The following is a 17,621-nucleotide window of genomic DNA, read 5'->3' on the forward strand; positions in this document are numbered from 1 at the left end:
TCTCCTGTAGAGTTTGAACGGCGCTACGCGCAACGAGGGTCTTGAGTGTCTACGGAACCCTGGGCGTATCAGAACATGGTCGTTAGGATCCCTGTAATCCTGTGCACTGATACTACAATCATGAACATCAGCCTTATCTCCACTGGGTGTTACACAGTAGGATTCATCGTTTTGAATATTTCTTTCATTTCGCTCCAACATGGCAATGCGTGCGGTATATATTCTTTGCAGGCAAGCTGCACTCTGGCAATTTGCACGCGCATATTGAATCCAATTGCGCTGCTCTTTAGCCAATGCATTCTTATCGACAGACTCTGAAACGGATGCCATTGCCGCACGGTAGGCTTGCTGTAATTTTTCGTCCAGCGCAGATGTCTTTGCATCGTTGCAAATCATCTTTTCCGTGACACCAACTACCTTCCCACAATCGAAGCTGGCGGCAAAAACGTGACTTACATGCACCATCAAAAATGGCAAAAAAATAAACCTCATCAAATACATCGAGCAAGCATTCATAGATTCATCCCATTTATCGCAATTAGAATATTCATAAATAATCACATCAAAATGTGGCTTCGTAATTTCCATGAAAATAATCATAAAAAATACACCCCGTCAAACCGCGCGAAGCAATTAAACCACCCTTCAATTAATACCTAGCAACGCACGCCCACTTATATCTTCGTCAATTTTAAAATTTAAAGTTTCTTTCAACAAAGATTCATCCAAATCCTCCTTAATATCTCCTTTTGCGCATTTCATCTCAACCAAAGCCTTAATATCACCAACTTCTTGAACAAGTACACCGCCAGCATTAAAGCCATACTTACCCGAAACTGAATAAATAATGTATTTAACATTGCCATTCACAAACGAATAAGCATACCCCCCTGTACCACCCGCGTAGCCAAGAAATGAATGTGTAAGGCCACCGCTCGGACTTGAAGAATTTAATGAATAATTCATCTCAATTTTCTGAGGCTTACCAAACGCATAGTAGAAACGGTGCGGCACGACACTTCCTGCTGCACACATCGAGACGATTTTCTTGCTATTGACCAAAGGACACGAAAAAACAATCTGATCCGGCTTTTTACACAGCGACCCTTCAACATACACAGACGCATCGAGCGCTGGAACCGCTTTATTCCCTGCCACACAGGTCAGCGACGTGAAACCCGCCGCTACGGCAACACCCATCACAATCAAACTGCGCATGCGCCGCCATCTCCTGTTGAATGTTCAGTTGAACACAAAAACCCTCTTCAGCTTCCCATTCCGTGCCGCTGCCAGTCGCTTTTCCAGCGGCTCCATCACCACCGGTGGTAACTGTGTCAACTGTTTGAGCTGCTTGTCCTTGAAGAACCAGTTCTTCTTGGCCCGTATCACTTTACAGCCCTCCTTGAAGATCAGTTCGTCGTCCTGCGGCAACTCTTTGATCTCCTGCGGCAACATCAAGGCGCGCTTTTCCTCGGTGTAGTTGATCGATACCTGACGACCACCAGCGCCTCCACTGCTCTGGCTACGGTTTTGTCTGCGGATGGTCTTGTAACCCATCATCTCGCTGTATGCGTTGGCGTCGCTCTGCTCGCGCGGTGTCAACATGATCTGGCAGCCGTGGTTGGTAATCAGGTTCTGTGCATCGTGATCGCCATAGGTACCGCGCAACTGAGCGCGGCTCTGTACGATCACCAGACTGCGCACGCCGTAACTGGCCGAAATGGAAATGCGCTTGGCCCATACGTCCAACCTGCCCATGGCGGTGAATTCGTCAAGGAGCATGAGCATTTGGTATTTCAAGTCCGGCTCATCACCCAGTTGCTTGTCCAGATTGTGACCTATCACGGTGCTATAAAATATGTTGAGCAACTTGCTGCTTTCGTCCAGCTTATTGGTTGGAATATCCACATAGACTGTCGTCGGCCGTTTGCGGATTGTGGTGATATCAAAATCGGTCGCATTGGTGGCTGCCGCCAGCGTAGGATTCAGGAACTGCTGAAGCGGCGCCTGCATGACGGCCAGTACACTGGAAAACGTCTGCTCAGCCATACCGGAAAGATTATTGAAGACGGCGCGGGTCTGCGGGCTGACGTAGGCATAGCGCTTGTCCGGATCGCTGGCGATTGCCAGCAGCATCGTTTTGATGTTCGTGCGGCCTTCACCCGACGACCACCGCAAAATGCGCTCGAAGCTGGGAAAGTTCTCCGAGGTGTTCGGTTGGGGCCACAAATCCACAGGCAAATTGCGCTCCTGCGATGCTTTCAGGTTGTGATCCCATCGCTCAAACATATAGGACGCGAAGGCGGTGAATGCAGCTCGACTCTGCGATGTCCAGAAAGGATCCTTACCCTGTTCGTCCGGATACAAAATGGCGGCAATCGTCTGGATTTCGCCAATCCGCGTGCGCGCATCGCGATTGGCCAACAAGCTGAGAGGATTGAAGCGGTGGGTGCGGCCTTCGACATCGTAGGGTGCCCACACGTAGACGCGCTGCCCCATTGCCACACGCTGGCCGCTAGTGAGCTTACGCAGCTCGCCTTTCAGATCTGAAACGACCACAGACTGCTGATACGTCAGCAAGGTCGGGATGGCGACGCTGGTGGTCTTGCCGGTTCGGGTCGCGGCGATCATGATGAGATGCAGTGCACCGTTCAGCCACAACAGGCGCCCCTTGTACTTGCCGATCAGGATGCTCTGCGGAGTCCGTTCCAACAGGCCGGCTTTTTTCAGATCGCTCAGCTTGGCGAAGCTGGCGTCGCCGTGTAACGATTCGGGCTTCGGCTTGAACAGCCGAATCAGCACGATGAGCCAGACAAAGAGCGGCACGCCAAAACCGATGACGCCCGCCATTTTCACTTTGACGGCATAAGGCGCATATTGTGGGAGACGCAATACTTTGACGTATTGCCACCATGTGCCCCAGGCCAGCGGTGCCTGGACATGCAACAGTTTCAGAACCAACCAGTCGGCGAAGTGCAAGCCCCCTGCAAAGCCCGCAACCAGCAAGATCGTTACGAAAAGCGATTTCACTGGCATCTGACTCCATCCAATTCATCCGATGAGCCTTGATGCTGCAAGCCAGCATGACTGATGTCAATGATGTCCCAGGTGGCAGTCACCGCAATGCTGAGCTTGCCCCCGAGCACAGAGAGATGCACACCGTGCCCTTACCGCTGTACTCCACGTCCGCTGCGTGTTGGCATAGGCAGGGTTACCCGTATGCGCCAGCGATGTACGAACGCGCATCGCGGCGCACACTCGGCACGGGTACGGCAACCACAATGGCATCCTGGCAAAGCACCCATCGCCTCGACGATGGCGCTCGACCGAACTATTCCATCTCCCCGCCGATCCAGGTATGCCGCACCTGCAACGCGGCATCGAGCAGGACCAAGTCCGCTTGGTAACCGGGTGCGATGTGGCCGTAACGATGATCCAGGCCCAGGCATTGCGCCGGATACAGCGAGGCCATCCGCGCGGCTTCCTCCAACGGCAGACCCAGCCAGCGCACGGTATTGCGCACCGCGCTGACCATGTCCAAGGCCGAACCGGCCAGGGCACCGGCAGCATTACGTACCACGCCGTCGATCGCGGTGATGGTTTCGCCATACAAGTCGAACGCTGGGCTATCCGCGCCCACCATCGGCATCGCGTCAGTCACCAGGAACAGCGAGCCGCGCGGCTTGGCCGCCAGCGCCACACGCAGGCTGGCCGGATGCACATGCACACCATCGACAATCACCCCGCACCAAGCGTCACGGTCTTCCAATGCGGCGCCAACCGCTCCAGGATCACGTCCTTGCAACGGCGACATCGCGTTGTACAGATGGGTGAAACCACACACACCCGCGTCCAAGCCCGCACGGATTTCTTCATAGCTGCCGGCAGTGTGCCCAGCGAACACGCGCGCACCGGTCGCGACCAAGCGACGGATGCTCTCGGTCGGTAAACGCTCCGGTGCCAAGGTGATGAGAGTGACGCCGTTATCCAGCGAACTCACCAGAGCCAGCTCCTCGGCGTCGGGCACGCGGAACTTGTCGGCATTGTGGGTTCCCTTGCGCGCTGGGGCCAGATACGGGCCTTCCAGATGGATACCGAGCACACCCGGCACGCCATCGGCGATGGCCTGACGAGTGGCGGCGATGGCCGCGCGCATCACTTCCACATCGTCGCTGATCAAGGTCGGCAGATAGCCGGTGGTGCCGTAGCGGCGGTGCGCTTGACCGATGCGGCGCAGCGCGTCCACGTCGGTGCGGTTATTGAACAACACCCCGCCGCCGCCATTGACTTGCAGATCGATAAAGCCAGGCAGCAGCGTGCCGCCGCCCAAATCGTGCTGCACCGGCGCCGCAGCGATACGTGGATCGGCATCGTCGAGCAGCGCGAGGATGCGTTCGCCATCGAGCAGCACACTGAGGCCGTCGAGGAAACCATCTTCGCCAAGCACACGCGCGTTGCGCAGCGCCGTTTTGGTCATCACACCGTCTCCGTCACTTTGTTCAGATGCGGCGGCAGATCCGGGTTGTAGCCGCGGCGCAGCGCCAGTGCATTGATCGCACGGTAAAAACTCTGGATCGCCAGCAACGGCGCACAGGCAGGATGCGGCGCCGCGACCAACGGCAGATCACCGGAGGCACTGGCAAGCCAAACCTGCGCGCCACGGCTACGGAATTCCCCAGCCAGACGCCGGGTTCCCTCGCCCGCCTCGTCGGGTTGATCGAACGCCAGCACTGGAAAACCCGGGCCGACCAGAGCCATCGGGCCGTGCTTCACTTCCGCCGAACTGTACGCCTCGGCGTGCAAACCGCAAGTTTCCTTGAATTTCAGCGCGGCCTCCTGCGCCGCCGCCAGACCCAGGCCGCGGTCGATCACGAACAAATTGCGGGCATCGACCAAGCCATCGGTGAGCGGACGCCAATCGGCCTGCCAAGCCGAACCCAGCGCCTGCGGCAGCGCCTGCAGCGCCGCCAACAACGTCGGATCGTTTTTCCAGTGCGCGCCGAGTTGCAGAATCGCCGCCAGCGAGGCCAGATAGCTCTTGGTCGCTGCCACGCTCTTCTCCGGGCCGGCGCATAGCGGCAGGACGGTATCGGCCAGTTGCGCCAGCGGCGAATCTTCGACGTTGACCAACGCCACCACTCGCGCACCGGCCGCCTTCGCCGCTTCGGCGTTGCGCAACAGGTCTGGGCTCTTGCCCGATTGCGAGATCACCAGGTACAGCGCGCCGCGCAAGCGCAGCGGCGCAGCATAGACCGAGCCGACCGACGGCGACGCCGAGGCGGTCACCGCGCCGAGCTGGGTCTCGAACAGATATTTGGCATAGGTCGCGGCGTGATCGGAGCTGCCACGCGCACAGGTCACCACGAACGGTGGCGGATCGGCACGCAGTGCAGCGGCGAGCGCGCTCACCGTGGCCTGGTTACGCTCGAACTGGGCGGCGATCACCGCAGCGGCTTCGGCAGCTTCGCGGAACATCAAGGTTTCGGTTTCGGAGGGCAGCACCATGGGCAAAGTCACATCGGGTCGGGAGAGGAAGAAGGGCGGGCATGGGGTTGCATCGGCGCGGTCGAGCCACGCACCACCAGTTGCGGCACGAACCCCTGGTTATGCAACGCCGCTGGATGATCTTCGTAGGCATCGCTGCGCAACTGGCCAATCAGCAGCCGCGCGGCATGGCGGGCGATGTCTTCTGTCGCTTGTTTGGCGGTCGTCAGCGCTGGCCACGACTGGCGCGAGAACGGGCTGTCCTCGAAGCCGGCAATGGACAGATCGTAGGGCACGTTCACCGAAGCCGACTTGGCCGCAGCCAGCACGCCAGCGGCGATTTCGTCGTTGGAACCGAAGATCGCAGTCGGCGGCTCGCGCAACGCCAGCAAGCGCCGCGCGCCACGAAAACCATCGTCGAAGGTGTAGTCGCCCGGCACAATCAGATGCTTGTCCAACGCAATACCGTAGTCCTTCAGCGCGGCCTCGTAGCCGGCGTAGCGCTCGCCGCTGGAGCGATGCGCGCTGCCTCCCCAGAGAAAGCCGATGCGCTGATGACCGAGCTGGATCAGGTGTTCGGTGATCTCGTAGGCGGCCGCACGGTCGTCGACATAAACGCATCCACCATCCTTCGGGTCCTCGGTGGCGGCGATGATGCGCACGCTCTTGATGCCGCGCGCGGCCAACGCCGCGACCAGTTCCTTGCGCTCGGAGATCGGCGCAGTGAGGACCAGCCCGGCTAGACGCGAGCGTTGGGTCCATTCGGCCAATTCGTCGGCCAACATCGGCGCGGTCGAGTCGCAAGGATGGATCTGCACACCAAAGCCGGTCTCGCGACAGGCGGCAAGTACTCCATTCTGCAAGCCGATGATGTGGTACGGATTGGGGTTGTCGTATACCAGCCCGATCACGAACGGGGTGATGCTGCGCAGGTTGCGTGCCGAGGGATCCGGCTCGTAGTCCAGTTCGGCGATGGCATGCAGAACGCGCGAACGCGTGGCCTGCATCACCGACGGTTCGTTGTTGATGACCCGCGAGACGGTTTTCAACGACACCAGCGCGCGTTCGGCGACGTCTTTGATGGTCGGTCTACGCATACTACGTTCCTGTGCGCCGGGAAGTGCGCTCATGATGCGCGATCATGTGCGGACGATGGCCTGACCGACGCGGTGGCCAACCAGCGAATAGAACAGGATGTACAGGTAGCAGGGCAGCATCAACAGCAAAAACACCAATTGAAAATCGACATGTTGCTTCAGCACCGCGAACAACTGCGGAATGACCGCACCACCGGCGATGCCCATCACCAACAATGCCGAGCCGATTTCGGTGCAACGCCCCAGGCCTTTGATCGCCAGCGGAAAGATTGCCGGCCACATCATCGCATTGGCGAAGCCGAGCGCAGCGACGAACCCCACCGACACATAGCCGTGGGTGAGATACGCGCCAACCGAGAACAGCATGCCAAGCAGCGCCGACACGCTGAGGTAACGCGACTGCGAAATCAACGTCGGGATCACCACCAGGCCGACCACATACCCCGCAAGCATCAACGCCAAGGTAAAGGACGTAAACAACTTGGTCTGGTCCAGTGGCAGGTGGAAGCCGTTGCCGTAGGTACCGATCGCGTCGCCAGCCATCACCTCCACCCCCACGTACACGAACAGGCACAGTACGCCCAACCACAGATGCGGGAACTGGAAGATGCTGTGCCTCTGCGCGGCACCACCAACCGCCACCGGCGTGGCATTGGCTTGCTCGGCCTGCAACTCCGGCAACGGCGAAAACAACACGCCAATCGCCACCACCACCAGCACACCGGCCATCACCATATACGGCATATGGATTTTGGCGGCGAAGGTGGCAAGCAGCACTTCCTTGGTCGCCGGATCGGCTGCCTGCACCTGCGTGGCCAAATCACCGATGCCGTGCAACACCAGCGTACCGATCAGGAACGGGGCCATGATGCCGGCAATTTTGTTGCAAATCCCCATCACCGCGATGCGCCGCGCCGCACTCTCGATCGGGCCAAGAATGCTGATGTAGGGATTGACCGCAGTCTGCAACAACGCCAGACCACTGCCGATCACGAACAGCCCAACCAACGCACCCGTATAGAAACGCTGCGTGGCGAACTGCCCGAATAGCGCTGCGCCAAGCGCCATGACCAACAGACTCAAGGCCAGGCCCTTCTTCATACCAGTGCGCTTGAGAATCCACGACGATGGCAACGCCAGGAAAAAGTACGACAGGTAGAACACCATCAGCACCAGGAAGGCATTGACCTCGTTGAGATCGAACGCCAAGCGCACGAAGGTGATCAACGGCCCATTGATCCAGGTAAAAAAGCCGATGATGAAGAACAACAAGCCGACGATGGCAATCGAAACCAAAGGATTGTTAGGCCGAGCGTTGGTCATGGGCGGGGGCTCCGTGGTGGCGCGAGGATCGGCGATCAGCGTCGCAGTTCGGCGACGAAATCGTAGTAGTCGTTATGGCAATACGTGTCGGTCAGTTCGATCGCGCTGCCGTCGCGGGCATAGCCGACCCGCACCACGTGCAGGATCGCCTCGCCTTCCTTCATGGCCAGGTGTCCGGCCAACCGCGCCGGCAGATTGATGGCACGGAAATGCTGCAGTGCGCGCACCACCGGGGTGCCGCGCTCGTCCAGGTAGGCATAGAGCGAATCGACGATCGCCTTGGGATCGGGCACGACATACTGCGGCAGCACCGCTTCCTCGTAGGCCATGACCCGGCCATCGGCACTGCGCAAACGGGTCAGCTCCGTCACGGCGGTGTCCGGCGATAACCCCAGGCGCAGGATCTCCTCGCCGTGGGCCGGACGGGTACGCCGCTCCAGCCAGCGCGTCCCTGGCTCCAGCCCTTCCATGCGCACGGTCTCGGTGAAACTGGCCAGACCGCTAAGCTGATGCTGGATGTGCGAGGTGACGAACGTACCGGCACCTTGCCGGCGCGACACCAGGCCCTGCTCGACCAAGGCATCCACGGCCTGGCGCAAGGTCACCCGCGATATCTTCAGGTGTTCACACAGTTGGCGCTCGGCGGGCAAAGCCTCGCCCGGTTTCCACTGACCAGCCTTGATCGCTCCCACCAGCTTGCTCGCCAATTGCAAGTACAAGGGCGTCGGCGCATCCGAATCCACAGCCAGCCCCCGCAACCTAGGGTCGGCAGGCGGCTTGGACTTGGTCATCGTGCTCTCCAGACCGCATGGATAGATCATATCCAATATAGTACCAATCCATGCGATGTGCACGCTGCGTGACGAATCGGCGCCGGCACGAGGGCAATGCCGCGCCGGCAGCCAGCATCGCAGGGCGTGTGGCGACATGGCCGGCGACGCTGCCCTGCCCCGACCATCGGTTGCGGGCATGCGGCGCCCCGGACGGGCTGCTACCGCTAGCCGATGCCCCAGGGGTCATCGCCCTGGCAGCGGTCATCGACGCCCCCCCCTCAGAGCAGACGCGATGCAACGGACCTGTCAACCCGACAGCGGGTTTATCTACAACGAATAAGAGCAGCTAACAGGACACCTGTGTCGCCGCCACAGGGGGCGTGGGCAGTGCTCGGGGTCACATACCGCCTCGGATCCTATGTACTGTCCGCGCCCACCCGAGAGCCACTGGGGATGTTTCGTTAGCCACTCCAAGACCAATCCACGCCGCATCCTCACTGGCCGCGAACGGACTGCTGACACGAGCAAGCCCCAGCGTCACGACACCGGGGCTTGGCTCACATCATGTCCTCTCAATGAAGGGACTGGATATCCTGATCACGCGGGAACTGGACATGCCCGTCGACGAGATAAGCTCCCTTATCCCCAGAGGTCGGCATGGGCGGAATCGTATCGGTCACCACCATGCCGCGAATATCGGTGATGCGCACCTCCAACATCTGCGCTCCAACATTTTCGCCGACGAAATGGTTGTAGTCCGTCTTCGGCAGACTGATCCAGTCATCGCCGTTCTTGTACTCGAACTTGACCACCGGGTAGAGATGGTTGCGTACCTGGATTGCGGCCCAGTACGGCGAACTCCCCTCCTTGATTCGGTACACAAGGTTACCGGTGATCGGCGCTTGCACCACTTTCCAACTGATCGGAATGCGACCGGCGCTGGTATCGCCAATGGCAGAAAATGCATTGGGCGACAGATCCAAATAGCAATTGCCGCCTCCCTGATATAGGTCGGTGACATACACGGTGGCGGTGCCATTGGGACCTTGCACCTGCAGATACGCACCGGCCAACGCAGCCTTGACCCCGCCATAATTGAGCTGTGTCGGGTTGAGCGCAGTGATCATTGCATCCGGCGGAATCGGATCGAGCAATAACGCGCCACCAGAGTATCCAGAGTAAGTATAGGTCGCAGTGCCATTACAGACCCCGCTCCAGTCATCGGCAGCAGCGGGTGGGACGATGGCAATCAGACTCAGCACGGCGAACAAACCGGCACTGCGTAGGGCGGCGCGAATATGTCGTGCTTGCATAATGGTTTCCTAGTTAATAGGCGCGATGCGCCGCGCGGCGACAGGGCCGTTGCCCTGCAAGCCGAATGTGGAAGATGCACGTATGCAGCAACTTTGCGCGCGGCTGGATAATACACTCTTGGTCGATTTTGTAGACACGGTCTGTGCGTGTCCGCAAACATTCCGGGGCCACTCAGGCATCTATACAACAAGGCATTTAATGCCGGTTATGTGAGTTCGCCTACACATTACAAAACGATTGATTCAGCGGCGCAGAAAACCACGCTCCAGATGCCAAAGTACGTCACGCAGCGGAGTGAACAGCGTCACCATGCCGAGCGCGACACCCAGCGCGTCGGCCAACGCATCGAATGGATCGGCCGAACGTGTACTGGTCCAGGCTCCCTGCGCGAATTCGATCCCCACACCCAACGCCAACAGGCCCAGCGCCGCCCCGGTCCAGGCACGCGGACTGGCATAAAGCTGCACGGCACCGGCGGCCAGCAACAGGTAAGCGAGAAAATGCTCGACCTTGTCGCCCTCGGGCATGTCCAACAATTGCGGCGGACGGGGAATCATGCAGAGATAAATCAGCACGATAATGGCCAGCCACCACAACCCCAGCCATAACCAGGGCCAGCGGAACGGGCGCACCATTGCCCTCACAGACGCCAACTCAGGTCGCCAGCCAGAAAGGCCGGCGCCAGCGCGACATCCCGCTCGAACCCCATCACCTGGAAACGCTCGCCCATCTCGCTGGGCAGGGTCAGCCGCTTCACTTGCTGGCGCAGACGCAGCCGGCCGGCGTCGTCGGTGCGTGCTTCGGCCTCGGCCAGCAACGTGTCCAGGCCATTGCCCAGCAGGAAACTGGCTTGGTTGCAGTAGCCCGCCAGATCGAAACCGGCACCGGTACCGGCCTCGGCCAACGCGGTGAAGTCCACCGATGCGGTCAGGTCCTGCAATCCAGGCCAGCGATACACATCGGCATGGCTGCGATGCCGGTAAAACGCGCGCAAGGTACCTTCATTGCGCTCGGGCAGATAGAACTCGCGACGCGGATAACCGTAATCCACAAACAGCATCGCGCCGCTGCGCAAGCCACCGGCCACCGCCTGAATCCAATACGGCAACTGCGGCAGCAGTTCGGAGCGGTAGCCATCGGCCAGTGACCGCTGCAGATCGCGTTCCACATGCCGCACGGCCGCCGTCAGCAGCGCATCGGCGGGCTGCTCACCGCGCTGGAAGCCGCCATCGCGATCCAGCGTCACCGTTTCCTCGAAAACTTCGCCATCGCGCAGCACAAAGCGCGGCGTCGGCAACGCGTCGATCACTTCGTTGGCGAACAGCACGCCGTTCCAGTCGTCGTCGAACGGACGGTCCAACCATTCCAGCAGATCGAACACCGGCGGGATCAACACCCGCGCCAGACGCTCGCGCTGGCGCACGCGCAGGTCCGCGCTGGGCTCCAGGATGGCATAGCGTTGGGGCAACGCATCCAGCGCCGACAAGCGCTTGAGCATCACTTCGGCGAAAGCGCCACTGCCGCCACCCACTTCCAGCATGCGCGCCTGCGGGCCCAGTTGCCGCAACACCGGAGCCAGCGCGTTAGACACCGTGGCGGCAAACAACGACCCCAGTTCCGGCGCGGTCACGAAATCGCCCGCCTCGCCGAACTTGCTACTGCCGGCGCTGTAGTAACCGAGTCCCGGCGCGTACAAAGCCAGCTCCATGAAGCGCGAAAACGCAATGGCGCCACCATTGGCGGCGATTTCGGCGCGCAGATGCGCGACCAGACGATTGCTGTGCGCCAGCGCATCGGCATCGGGCAAGGGAAGATCGGTCGGCATGCAGTGCTGAATTGCGTGGACAATGCACAGCATAGCCGAGTACGGAATCTGCACATGTCTCACCTCAAAGTCGCCCTGATCACCGGCAGCGCACGCCGCATCGGCGCCGGCATCGCCCGGCATCTGCACGCTGCGGGCTATCGCGTGGCGCTGCATGCGCACACCTCGCAAACCGAGCTGCAAGCGCTGGCGCAGGAACTGGAGACCATGCGCGCGGACAGCACCCTGACCCTGCACGCCGACTTGCGCGATACCGCGCAATTGCCGGGATTGGTGCGACAGTGCGTACAGCGCTTCGGCCGGCTCGACGCGCTGATCAACAACGCCTCCAACTTCTATCCCACCCCCTTGCACGAAGCCACACCGGCGCAATGGGACGACCTGTTCGCCGTCAACGCGCGTGCGCCGCTGTTCCTCGCCCAGGCCGCTACCGAGCAGCTACGCGAACACGGTGGCGCCATCGTCAACCTCACCGACCTGCATGCGGAGCAGCCGTTGCGCGCGCATCCGCTGTACGGCGCCGCCAAAGCCGCCCTGGCGATGCTGACTCGCTCACTGGCGTTGGAGTTGGCGCCGCAAGTGCGGGTCAACGCCATCGCCCCCGGCGCGATCCTGTGGCCGGACGCCGGCAAGGATCCCGCCGCGCAGCAGGCGCTGCTGGCGCGCACCCCGCTGGCACGCACCGGCGACGTCGCCGACATCGCCGAAGCGGTACGCTGGCTGCTCGACGACGCCCACTTCGTCACCGGTCAGACTTTGCGAGTGGATGGTGGCCGAGGACTGTCCTGAGGCCGGGACGATGCGTTCGAGACAGCCGGCGATGGCGGGGCATCGCCACCACAACACCGCGTCTGTGGCATCGACATGGATCACACGCAGCAACCGCGCCAGTCCCGAACACACAGCAACGCGCGCGCCCTTGCCCGATTCGATTTGCAGACAGCCGTTACTCGGCGAGGACATCGGGCGCTCCCGCCTCCACACGAGTGCCGACCTTACCGAGGCGCGTGCTCCTGCCCCAGGGTCCGGCCCCCATCCAGCGCCACCACCTCGAACACCGCTCCGTGCTCGGCATGCGCACGCCACAATGCCTCCAACGTCAGGCCGCTGATCGGGTCGACAAAATCGGCGGCGATGTCGGCCAGCGGTTTCAGCACGAAGGCATGGCGCAACTCGGGACGCGGAATCCGCAAATTCCCTGGACCTTCAGCGATGCGGTCGCCATAGAACACGATATCGATATCCAACGTGCGGTCGCTAAAGCGCGGACCATTGCGGTCGCGCCCGTGCGCGTCTTCCAGCGCATGTAACCAGGCGTCCAGCGGTATCAGATCCCAATCGGTCTGCAACGCCACCGCGTTATTGAGGAATGCCGGTCCGTCGAAGCCCACCGCAGCGGTCCGGTAGGTGGGCGACACCACGATACGACCGAAGCGCTCACGCAATGCTTCGAGCGCAACGGCAAGGTGATGCTGCGGGCGCAGGTTGCTGCCCAGGCTCAGGAGCACGGTGGTCATGCGGTATTCGCGCATGCTGCGGCCACCAGCGTCAACAGCTAGCCAAGTCGGTGCCGCACCGCATAGAATCCGGGCGCGCCGGGCTTGCGGCAGTGACTACCCTCTTGCGCCTGCCGGCCGGAAAACGCGGCTTGCAGGTGTATGCATCGCCCATGAAGCCGGCAATCGCAAGCGCGACCGAACCCAATACCGTGCGCACCTCTCCCTCGCCCCACGCTGGAAGCGCAATCGCGCTAGGCGACTAGCCAACACAATGACTGCGTCGCTGTCGGACGGTTGTGGACAGTCCTCGGAATCCTCTGGTATCACTTGCACACTGCGGTTCCTGCGCACTACCCGCGCCCAACGGCCAGGAACTGGTGACGCCGTGTTCGCCACGATAAGCACAGACGCTGGATCCGCAAGCGGGGAAACACATGGTTTCCCCGCTCAAACCGCAATGCAATCGTATCTATGTGCGTTGTTGCAGATCGGTTGACTGGCTTCTCGGGGAGCGGATTCTCAGCCACTCTCCAACGCATGTGCCACGGCGCGGAACACGCGCTGCATTTCCAACGGCTTGCGCAACACGTGCACGGCGATATCGCTGGGAAAATGATCGCGCTCCAGCACCGCGCCAGCGTCCTCGAGCACGATCGCCGGGCCCTGGTAACGCATTTCCTGCAGCGCCATCAACAGGCTGACCGCCGACAGCAGAATGATATCGCTGTCCACGATCACCAGGTCCGGTAGACCGTGTTCCTGCACATCGCGCAGCGCTGCCGCGCCATCGGACGCCAATTGCGGGCGGTAGCCCTGGCTGGACAGCGCGTTACCGAGCAGCGACAACCGCGTCGCCTCGCCATCCACCAACATCACGCTCTGGCCCTTGCCCATCGGCAACGACAACTCTGGCTCGACCGAAGGCGTCTGACCGCGCAATGGCAGCATCAATTCGAAACAGGTGCCCTCGCCCGGCGTACTGTCCACGCCGATGCTGCCACCGTAGCCTTCGACGATGCGCTTGCATGAAATCAGGCCAAGGCCGGTGCCATCCGGTTTGGTTGTAAAGAAGGGACTGAACAGAAACGCCTGCGTCTGCGCATCCATCCCCATACCGCTGTCACGCACCAGGATACGAACCTGATCGCGACCATCTGCGCCAATCGCCTGGATGGCCGAAAACGTCAGCCGCCCTCCGTTGGGCATAGCCTGAATCGCGTTCAATCCCAGGTTGAGCAGACACTGCTGCAATTCGGTGTAGTTGGCCTCAATCGACAGGGACGCATCGGCGACATCCACCTGCAAGGCCACCCCCTCTGGCAGGCTGCTCTTGAGCAACATCTGCACAGCCTGGAACAGTTCGGCGATACAAACCCGCTGGCTGGGCGTGCGCGAACCACGCACGAACGACAGCATCGACTCGGCCATCTCGTGACCACGCCGACCACACTCGGCAATGACATCGGCCAGATGCCGCAGTTGTGGATCGTCGCTGCGTCCGATCATCAGTTCCGGCACGATCAGTAACGGCTGCAGAATATTCCGCAAATCGTGACTGAGGCCGGCAGCGAGCAGGGCCAGACTCTCCAGCCTCTGCGCACGCATCAACTCTCGCTCCACCCGCTGCCGCTCGCGTTCCGAGCGCGCTTCACGGATCGCACGTGTCACCGCCGACGGCAAGCGGGTGGGATTGTGCTTGATGATGTAGTCGTTGGCGCCATCGCGCAGCGCCTCAACTGCAGTCTCTTCGCCAATGGTGCCGGAGACGAATATGAAGGGCATGACGCTGTCATGTTCGCGCAACACCCGCAACGCGCGATGCCCGGAAAACCCCGGCATACTCAGATCGGACAATACGATGTCGGGAGCGAACTCGCGCAGCGCCTCGCGCAGCCCTGGTTCGCTTTGCACACGATGGAACGTCGCCTCCAGACCAGCGTCCAGCAATTGGTCGGACAGCAACTCGGCATCCTCTGGCGAGTCCTCCACCATCAGGATCCGGATTGGGCCGAACTTGGAGCCGGTCATGGGCATGCGTGCTTACTCTTCGTCCGGAGCCTGATTGATCAGCGCCCAGAACGTTCCCAAGGTCTTTACCGCAGTGAAGAACTGATCCACGTCCACCGGTTTGACCACATAGGCGTTGACACCAAGGTCCCAACTACGGGCTAGATCGCTCTCCTCGCGTGAGGAGGACAGAATCACCACCGGCAGACGCTTGAGCGACTCATCGCTACGCACCATCCTGAGGACTTCCAGGCCATCCAGTCGCGGCATTTTGATGTCCAACAACAGCACTGCGGGCATCCCCTCCTCGCGCTTGGCGTAGGCACCGCGACGCAGCAGGTAATCCATCGCTTCCACACCGTCCTCGACGTGCACGATCGGATTGGCCAAGCGAGCATCGCGTAATGCGTCCATCGCCATTTCAGCATCGGCGGGACTATCTTCGGCCAGCAAAATGGTGCGAATGGCAGTCATGCGATCAACTCGGTGGTGGGCGCTTCAAGCGCCGGTGGCAAAACGAAGTGGAAGCTAGCGCCCTCGTCCGGCGCGGACTCGGCCCAGATATGCCCACCATGACGGGCGAGGACGCGACGCACGCTGGCGAGGCCAATGCCGGTACCGGAGTATTCGCTCGCCTTGTGCAGCCGCTGGAATACGCCGAATAATTTGGCCGCATAGGTCATGTCAAAACCGGCACCGTTGTCGCGCACAGTGAAGTGATGGCTACCGTCCGGCTCCATTTGGTAGTGGACTTCAATCTGCGCGACCTCGCGTTTGGCACTGTACTTGACCGCGTTATCGAGCAGATTCAACCACAACTGGCGCATCATGTTCTCGTCGACGACCAGAATCGGCAGCGGCGCAACGCGCCATTCGATGCGATGGCCGTTACCGGCATGGTCGGACTGATAATTGGCATCCAGCACCGAGCGCGTCTCCGCCACCAGCGACTGCATATCCACCGACTGCAAGCGCATCGCGCTACGGCCCAGACGCGAATACACCAGTAGATCGTCGATCAACGAGGCCATGCGCCGCGCCGAAGTGCCGATCACCTCCAGGTAATGCCGGCTCTTTTCGTCGGCGGCTGCGTCCAGATGGCGCACCAGCTTGTCGGCGAACCCGGCAACGTGGCGCAGTGGCGCACGCAAGTCATGCGAGACCGAGTAACTGAAGGCTTCCAGTTCGCGGTTGACCTCCGACACCTGCTCCACCTTGCCCTCCAACTGCCGATTCAATTCCTGAATCCGCTGTTGCGCAGACTTCTGCAGGGTGATGTCGCTGACCGTCATCAGCACCACCTCATCCTCGCTATCGGGCAACGGCATGCGCCGCGCGTTCAACAGCATGATCCGCGACACACCGTCCGCGCCGACTTGTTCGTGCTCGAAATCCCAAAGTTCACGTCCGCGCAGCAAGATATCGGCAAGACGCTGACCGATGACAGGATCCCGCCAGACGCCATCGCCCACCTCGGCCAACATCTTCGAGGCATCGTCCGGTTGCAGTCCGTACAGTTCGGCGAACGCGGTGTTGTGCATCAGCATCCGCTGCGAGCCGTCGAGCAACACAATCGGCTCGCGCACGGTTTGCAGCACCGCTGCTGCACGCCCATTGGCGCGCAGCATGTCGCGCTCGGCATGCAGGCGCCGGCCGATCTGCCGCTGCAACAGCCAGATCACCAGACCCAGCAACAACAACTGCACCGCCAGGCACACCCAGCTCACTCGCGACGCCAGCGTACGGCGTCGCTCGGCATCGGTGATTCGGCGCATCAGCAGTTCGTCTTCGCGCTGCCGCAACTCATTGGTCAAACCGCCGATCGGATTGTCTGCGCTCATCTCCTGGATCAGAGGACCAATCCGCTTCGGATCGCGGTTCTGCGCGATACGCTCGGCCAGCAGACTGCGCCGTTCCAGCGTGCTTTGCAGTCGCCCGATGCGCATTTGCTGCTCCGGGTTGTCACGGGTCAATTGGGCCAAGCGTGCGATGTTGGACACCAGTGATGCACGTGTCTGCTTAAGGCGCGTCTTGAGCGACGGCGAGTCGGTGTCGTGCGACATCGCCATCGCCGCGGACTCCATATCGCGCACATCCGCTTGCAACTCGCTCAAGGCCGCCGTGACTTCCTGGCTATGACTCATCCAGTCGGCGGCACGCAGGGTCGCAGCGTTCATCTGCCGCAGCAGCAACGACGGCAGAATCACGATCAAAACGACAGCCAGCGCCAGCACCGGCAGTCGCCAGCGATCCCAGACGTCGTGTTTGGCGATGATCTGCATACTCAAAACTATGAAGA

Annotated in this window: 15 protein-coding genes and 1 pseudogene; 1 reads left to right on the forward strand and 15 read right to left on the reverse strand. The window is 60.7% G+C overall.

What is annotated here, in order from left to right; translation table 11 throughout:
* From XALGPE39_RS15260 to XALGPE39_RS11020, 11 genes and pseudogenes are all read right to left on the reverse strand, one after another.
* Window positions 1-588, reverse strand: a 588-nt coding sequence (locus XALGPE39_RS15260; protein WP_161795342.1) for a lysozyme inhibitor LprI family protein, incomplete at its 3' end; no start/stop codon positions are given.
* Window positions 589-645: 57 nt separating this feature from the next.
* On the reverse strand, window positions 646-1,218 hold the full coding sequence (locus tag XALGPE39_RS15735) for a hypothetical protein (RefSeq protein WP_152624889.1): 573 nt from the start codon (window positions 1,216-1,218) through the stop codon (window positions 646-648).
* Window positions 1,219-1,242: 24 nt separating this feature from the next.
* Window positions 1,243-3,036 (reverse strand): type IV secretory system conjugative DNA transfer family protein, encoded by a 1,794-nt coding sequence (locus XALGPE39_RS10980; protein WP_045728214.1) that lies wholly within the window; start codon window positions 3,034-3,036, stop codon window positions 1,243-1,245.
* A gap of 295 nt (window positions 3,037-3,331) precedes the next feature.
* Window positions 3,332-4,477 carry an N-acetylglucosamine-6-phosphate deacetylase gene (nagA, locus tag XALGPE39_RS10985; RefSeq protein ID WP_045728215.1) on the reverse strand — a complete coding sequence of 382 codons (1,146 nt, stop codon included), beginning with the start codon at window positions 4,475-4,477 and terminating at the stop codon, window positions 3,332-3,334.
* The gene (locus tag XALGPE39_RS10990; protein WP_045728216.1) at window positions 4,477-5,505 is read right to left on the reverse strand and encodes an SIS domain-containing protein; all 1,029 of its coding nucleotides are present in this window, start codon (window positions 5,503-5,505) and stop codon (window positions 4,477-4,479) included. Before XALGPE39_RS10990 ends, nagA begins: the two co-directional genes overlap by 1 nt.
* An 8-nt stretch (window positions 5,506-5,513) precedes the next feature.
* Window positions 5,514-6,581 (reverse strand): LacI family DNA-binding transcriptional regulator, encoded by a 1,068-nt coding sequence (locus XALGPE39_RS10995; RefSeq protein ID WP_045728217.1) that lies wholly within the window; start codon window positions 6,579-6,581, stop codon window positions 5,514-5,516.
* A 42-nt stretch (window positions 6,582-6,623) separates the two neighbouring features.
* The gene (locus XALGPE39_RS11000; RefSeq protein ID WP_045728218.1) at window positions 6,624-7,904 is read right to left on the reverse strand and encodes a sugar MFS transporter; all 1,281 of its coding nucleotides are present in this window, start codon (window positions 7,902-7,904) and stop codon (window positions 6,624-6,626) included.
* Between the two features lie 35 nt (window positions 7,905-7,939).
* The gene (locus XALGPE39_RS11005) at window positions 7,940-8,695 is read right to left on the reverse strand and encodes a GntR family transcriptional regulator (protein WP_045729155.1); all 756 of its coding nucleotides are present in this window, start codon (window positions 8,693-8,695) and stop codon (window positions 7,940-7,942) included.
* Window positions 8,696-9,249: 554 nt separating this feature from the next.
* A pseudogene (locus XALGPE39_RS11010) lies at window positions 9,250-9,870 on the reverse strand (expansin EXLX1 family cellulose-binding protein); the annotation flags it as partial.
* A gap of 363 nt (window positions 9,871-10,233) precedes the next feature.
* A complete protein-coding gene (locus tag XALGPE39_RS11015; protein WP_200893879.1) occupies window positions 10,234-10,644 on the reverse strand; it encodes a VanZ family protein in 411 nt (136 codons plus the stop codon).
* Window positions 10,632-11,816 (reverse strand): SAM-dependent methyltransferase, encoded by a 1,185-nt coding sequence (locus tag XALGPE39_RS11020; RefSeq protein WP_045729156.1) that lies wholly within the window; start codon window positions 11,814-11,816, stop codon window positions 10,632-10,634. Before XALGPE39_RS11020 ends, XALGPE39_RS11015 begins: the two co-directional genes overlap by 13 nt.
* 54 nt (window positions 11,817-11,870) lie before the next feature.
* On the opposite strand from XALGPE39_RS11020, the gene XALGPE39_RS11025 reads away from it, so the two are divergent.
* On the forward strand, window positions 11,871-12,605 hold the full coding sequence (locus tag XALGPE39_RS11025; RefSeq protein ID WP_045728221.1) for a pteridine reductase: 735 nt from the start codon (window positions 11,871-11,873) through the stop codon (window positions 12,603-12,605).
* A gap of 206 nt (window positions 12,606-12,811) precedes the next feature.
* On the opposite strand, the gene folK is transcribed toward XALGPE39_RS11025, so the two are convergent.
* The 4 genes from folK to XALGPE39_RS11045 all read right to left on the reverse strand — a co-directional run bounded on the left by folK (window position 12,812) and on the right by XALGPE39_RS11045 (window position 17,604).
* On the reverse strand, window positions 12,812-13,333 hold the full coding sequence (folK, locus tag XALGPE39_RS11030; RefSeq protein ID WP_045729157.1) for a 2-amino-4-hydroxy-6-hydroxymethyldihydropteridine diphosphokinase: 522 nt from the start codon (window positions 13,331-13,333) through the stop codon (window positions 12,812-12,814).
* A 501-nt stretch (window positions 13,334-13,834) separates the two neighbouring features.
* Window positions 13,835-15,349 (reverse strand): hybrid sensor histidine kinase/response regulator, encoded by a 1,515-nt coding sequence (locus tag XALGPE39_RS11035; protein ID WP_045728222.1) that lies wholly within the window; start codon window positions 15,347-15,349, stop codon window positions 13,835-13,837.
* A gap of 6 nt (window positions 15,350-15,355) precedes the next feature.
* Complete coding sequence (locus XALGPE39_RS11040; protein WP_012915358.1) at window positions 15,356-15,796, reverse strand: response regulator; 441 nt, start codon at window positions 15,794-15,796, stop codon at window positions 15,356-15,358.
* Window positions 15,793-17,604 (reverse strand): ATP-binding protein, encoded by a 1,812-nt coding sequence (locus XALGPE39_RS11045; protein WP_045728223.1) that lies wholly within the window; start codon window positions 17,602-17,604, stop codon window positions 15,793-15,795. The genes XALGPE39_RS11040 and XALGPE39_RS11045 overlap by 4 nt, the downstream gene beginning before the upstream one ends.
* Window positions 17,605-17,621 lie beyond the last annotated feature (17 nt).

Source organism: Xanthomonas sp. GPE 39, assembly GCF_000963005.1.
Classification (GTDB): Bacteria; Pseudomonadota; Gammaproteobacteria; order Xanthomonadales; family Xanthomonadaceae; genus Xanthomonas_A.

Bases quoted from the DNA above. Each gene is read 5' to 3' on its own strand.
- XALGPE39_RS10980 (WP_045728214.1), bottom strand. From the start codon at position 3,036: ATGCCAGTGAAATCGCTTTTCGTAACGATCTTGCTGGTTGCGGGCTTT.
- XALGPE39_RS15735 (WP_152624889.1), bottom strand. From the start codon at position 1,218: ATGCGCAGTTTGATTGTGATGGGTGTTGCCGTAGCGGCGGGTTTCACG.
- XALGPE39_RS11000 (WP_045728218.1), bottom strand. From the start codon at position 7,904: ATGACCAACGCTCGGCCTAACAATCCTTTGGTTTCGATTGCCATCGTC.
- nagA (WP_045728215.1), bottom strand. From the start codon at position 4,477: ATGACCAAAACGGCGCTGCGCAACGCGCGTGTGCTTGGCGAAGATGGT.
- XALGPE39_RS10995 (WP_045728217.1), bottom strand. From the start codon at position 6,581: ATGCGTAGACCGACCATCAAAGACGTCGCCGAACGCGCGCTGGTGTCG.
- XALGPE39_RS11005 (WP_045729155.1), bottom strand. From the start codon at position 8,695: ATGACCAAGTCCAAGCCGCCTGCCGACCCTAGGTTGCGGGGGCTGGCT.
- folK (WP_045729157.1), bottom strand. From the start codon at position 13,333: ATGACCACCGTGCTCCTGAGCCTGGGCAGCAACCTGCGCCCGCAGCAT.
- XALGPE39_RS11040 (WP_012915358.1), bottom strand. From the start codon at position 15,796: ATGACTGCCATTCGCACCATTTTGCTGGCCGAAGATAGTCCCGCCGAT.
- XALGPE39_RS10990 (WP_045728216.1), bottom strand. From the start codon at position 5,505: ATGGTGCTGCCCTCCGAAACCGAAACCTTGATGTTCCGCGAAGCTGCC.
- XALGPE39_RS11035 (WP_045728222.1), bottom strand. From the start codon at position 15,349: ATGCCCATGACCGGCTCCAAGTTCGGCCCAATCCGGATCCTGATGGTG.
- XALGPE39_RS11020 (WP_045729156.1), bottom strand. From the start codon at position 11,816: ATGCCGACCGATCTTCCCTTGCCCGATGCCGATGCGCTGGCGCACAGC.
- XALGPE39_RS11025 (WP_045728221.1), top strand. From the start codon at position 11,871: ATGTCTCACCTCAAAGTCGCCCTGATCACCGGCAGCGCACGCCGCATC.
- XALGPE39_RS11045 (WP_045728223.1), bottom strand. From the start codon at position 17,604: ATGCAGATCATCGCCAAACACGACGTCTGGGATCGCTGGCGACTGCCG.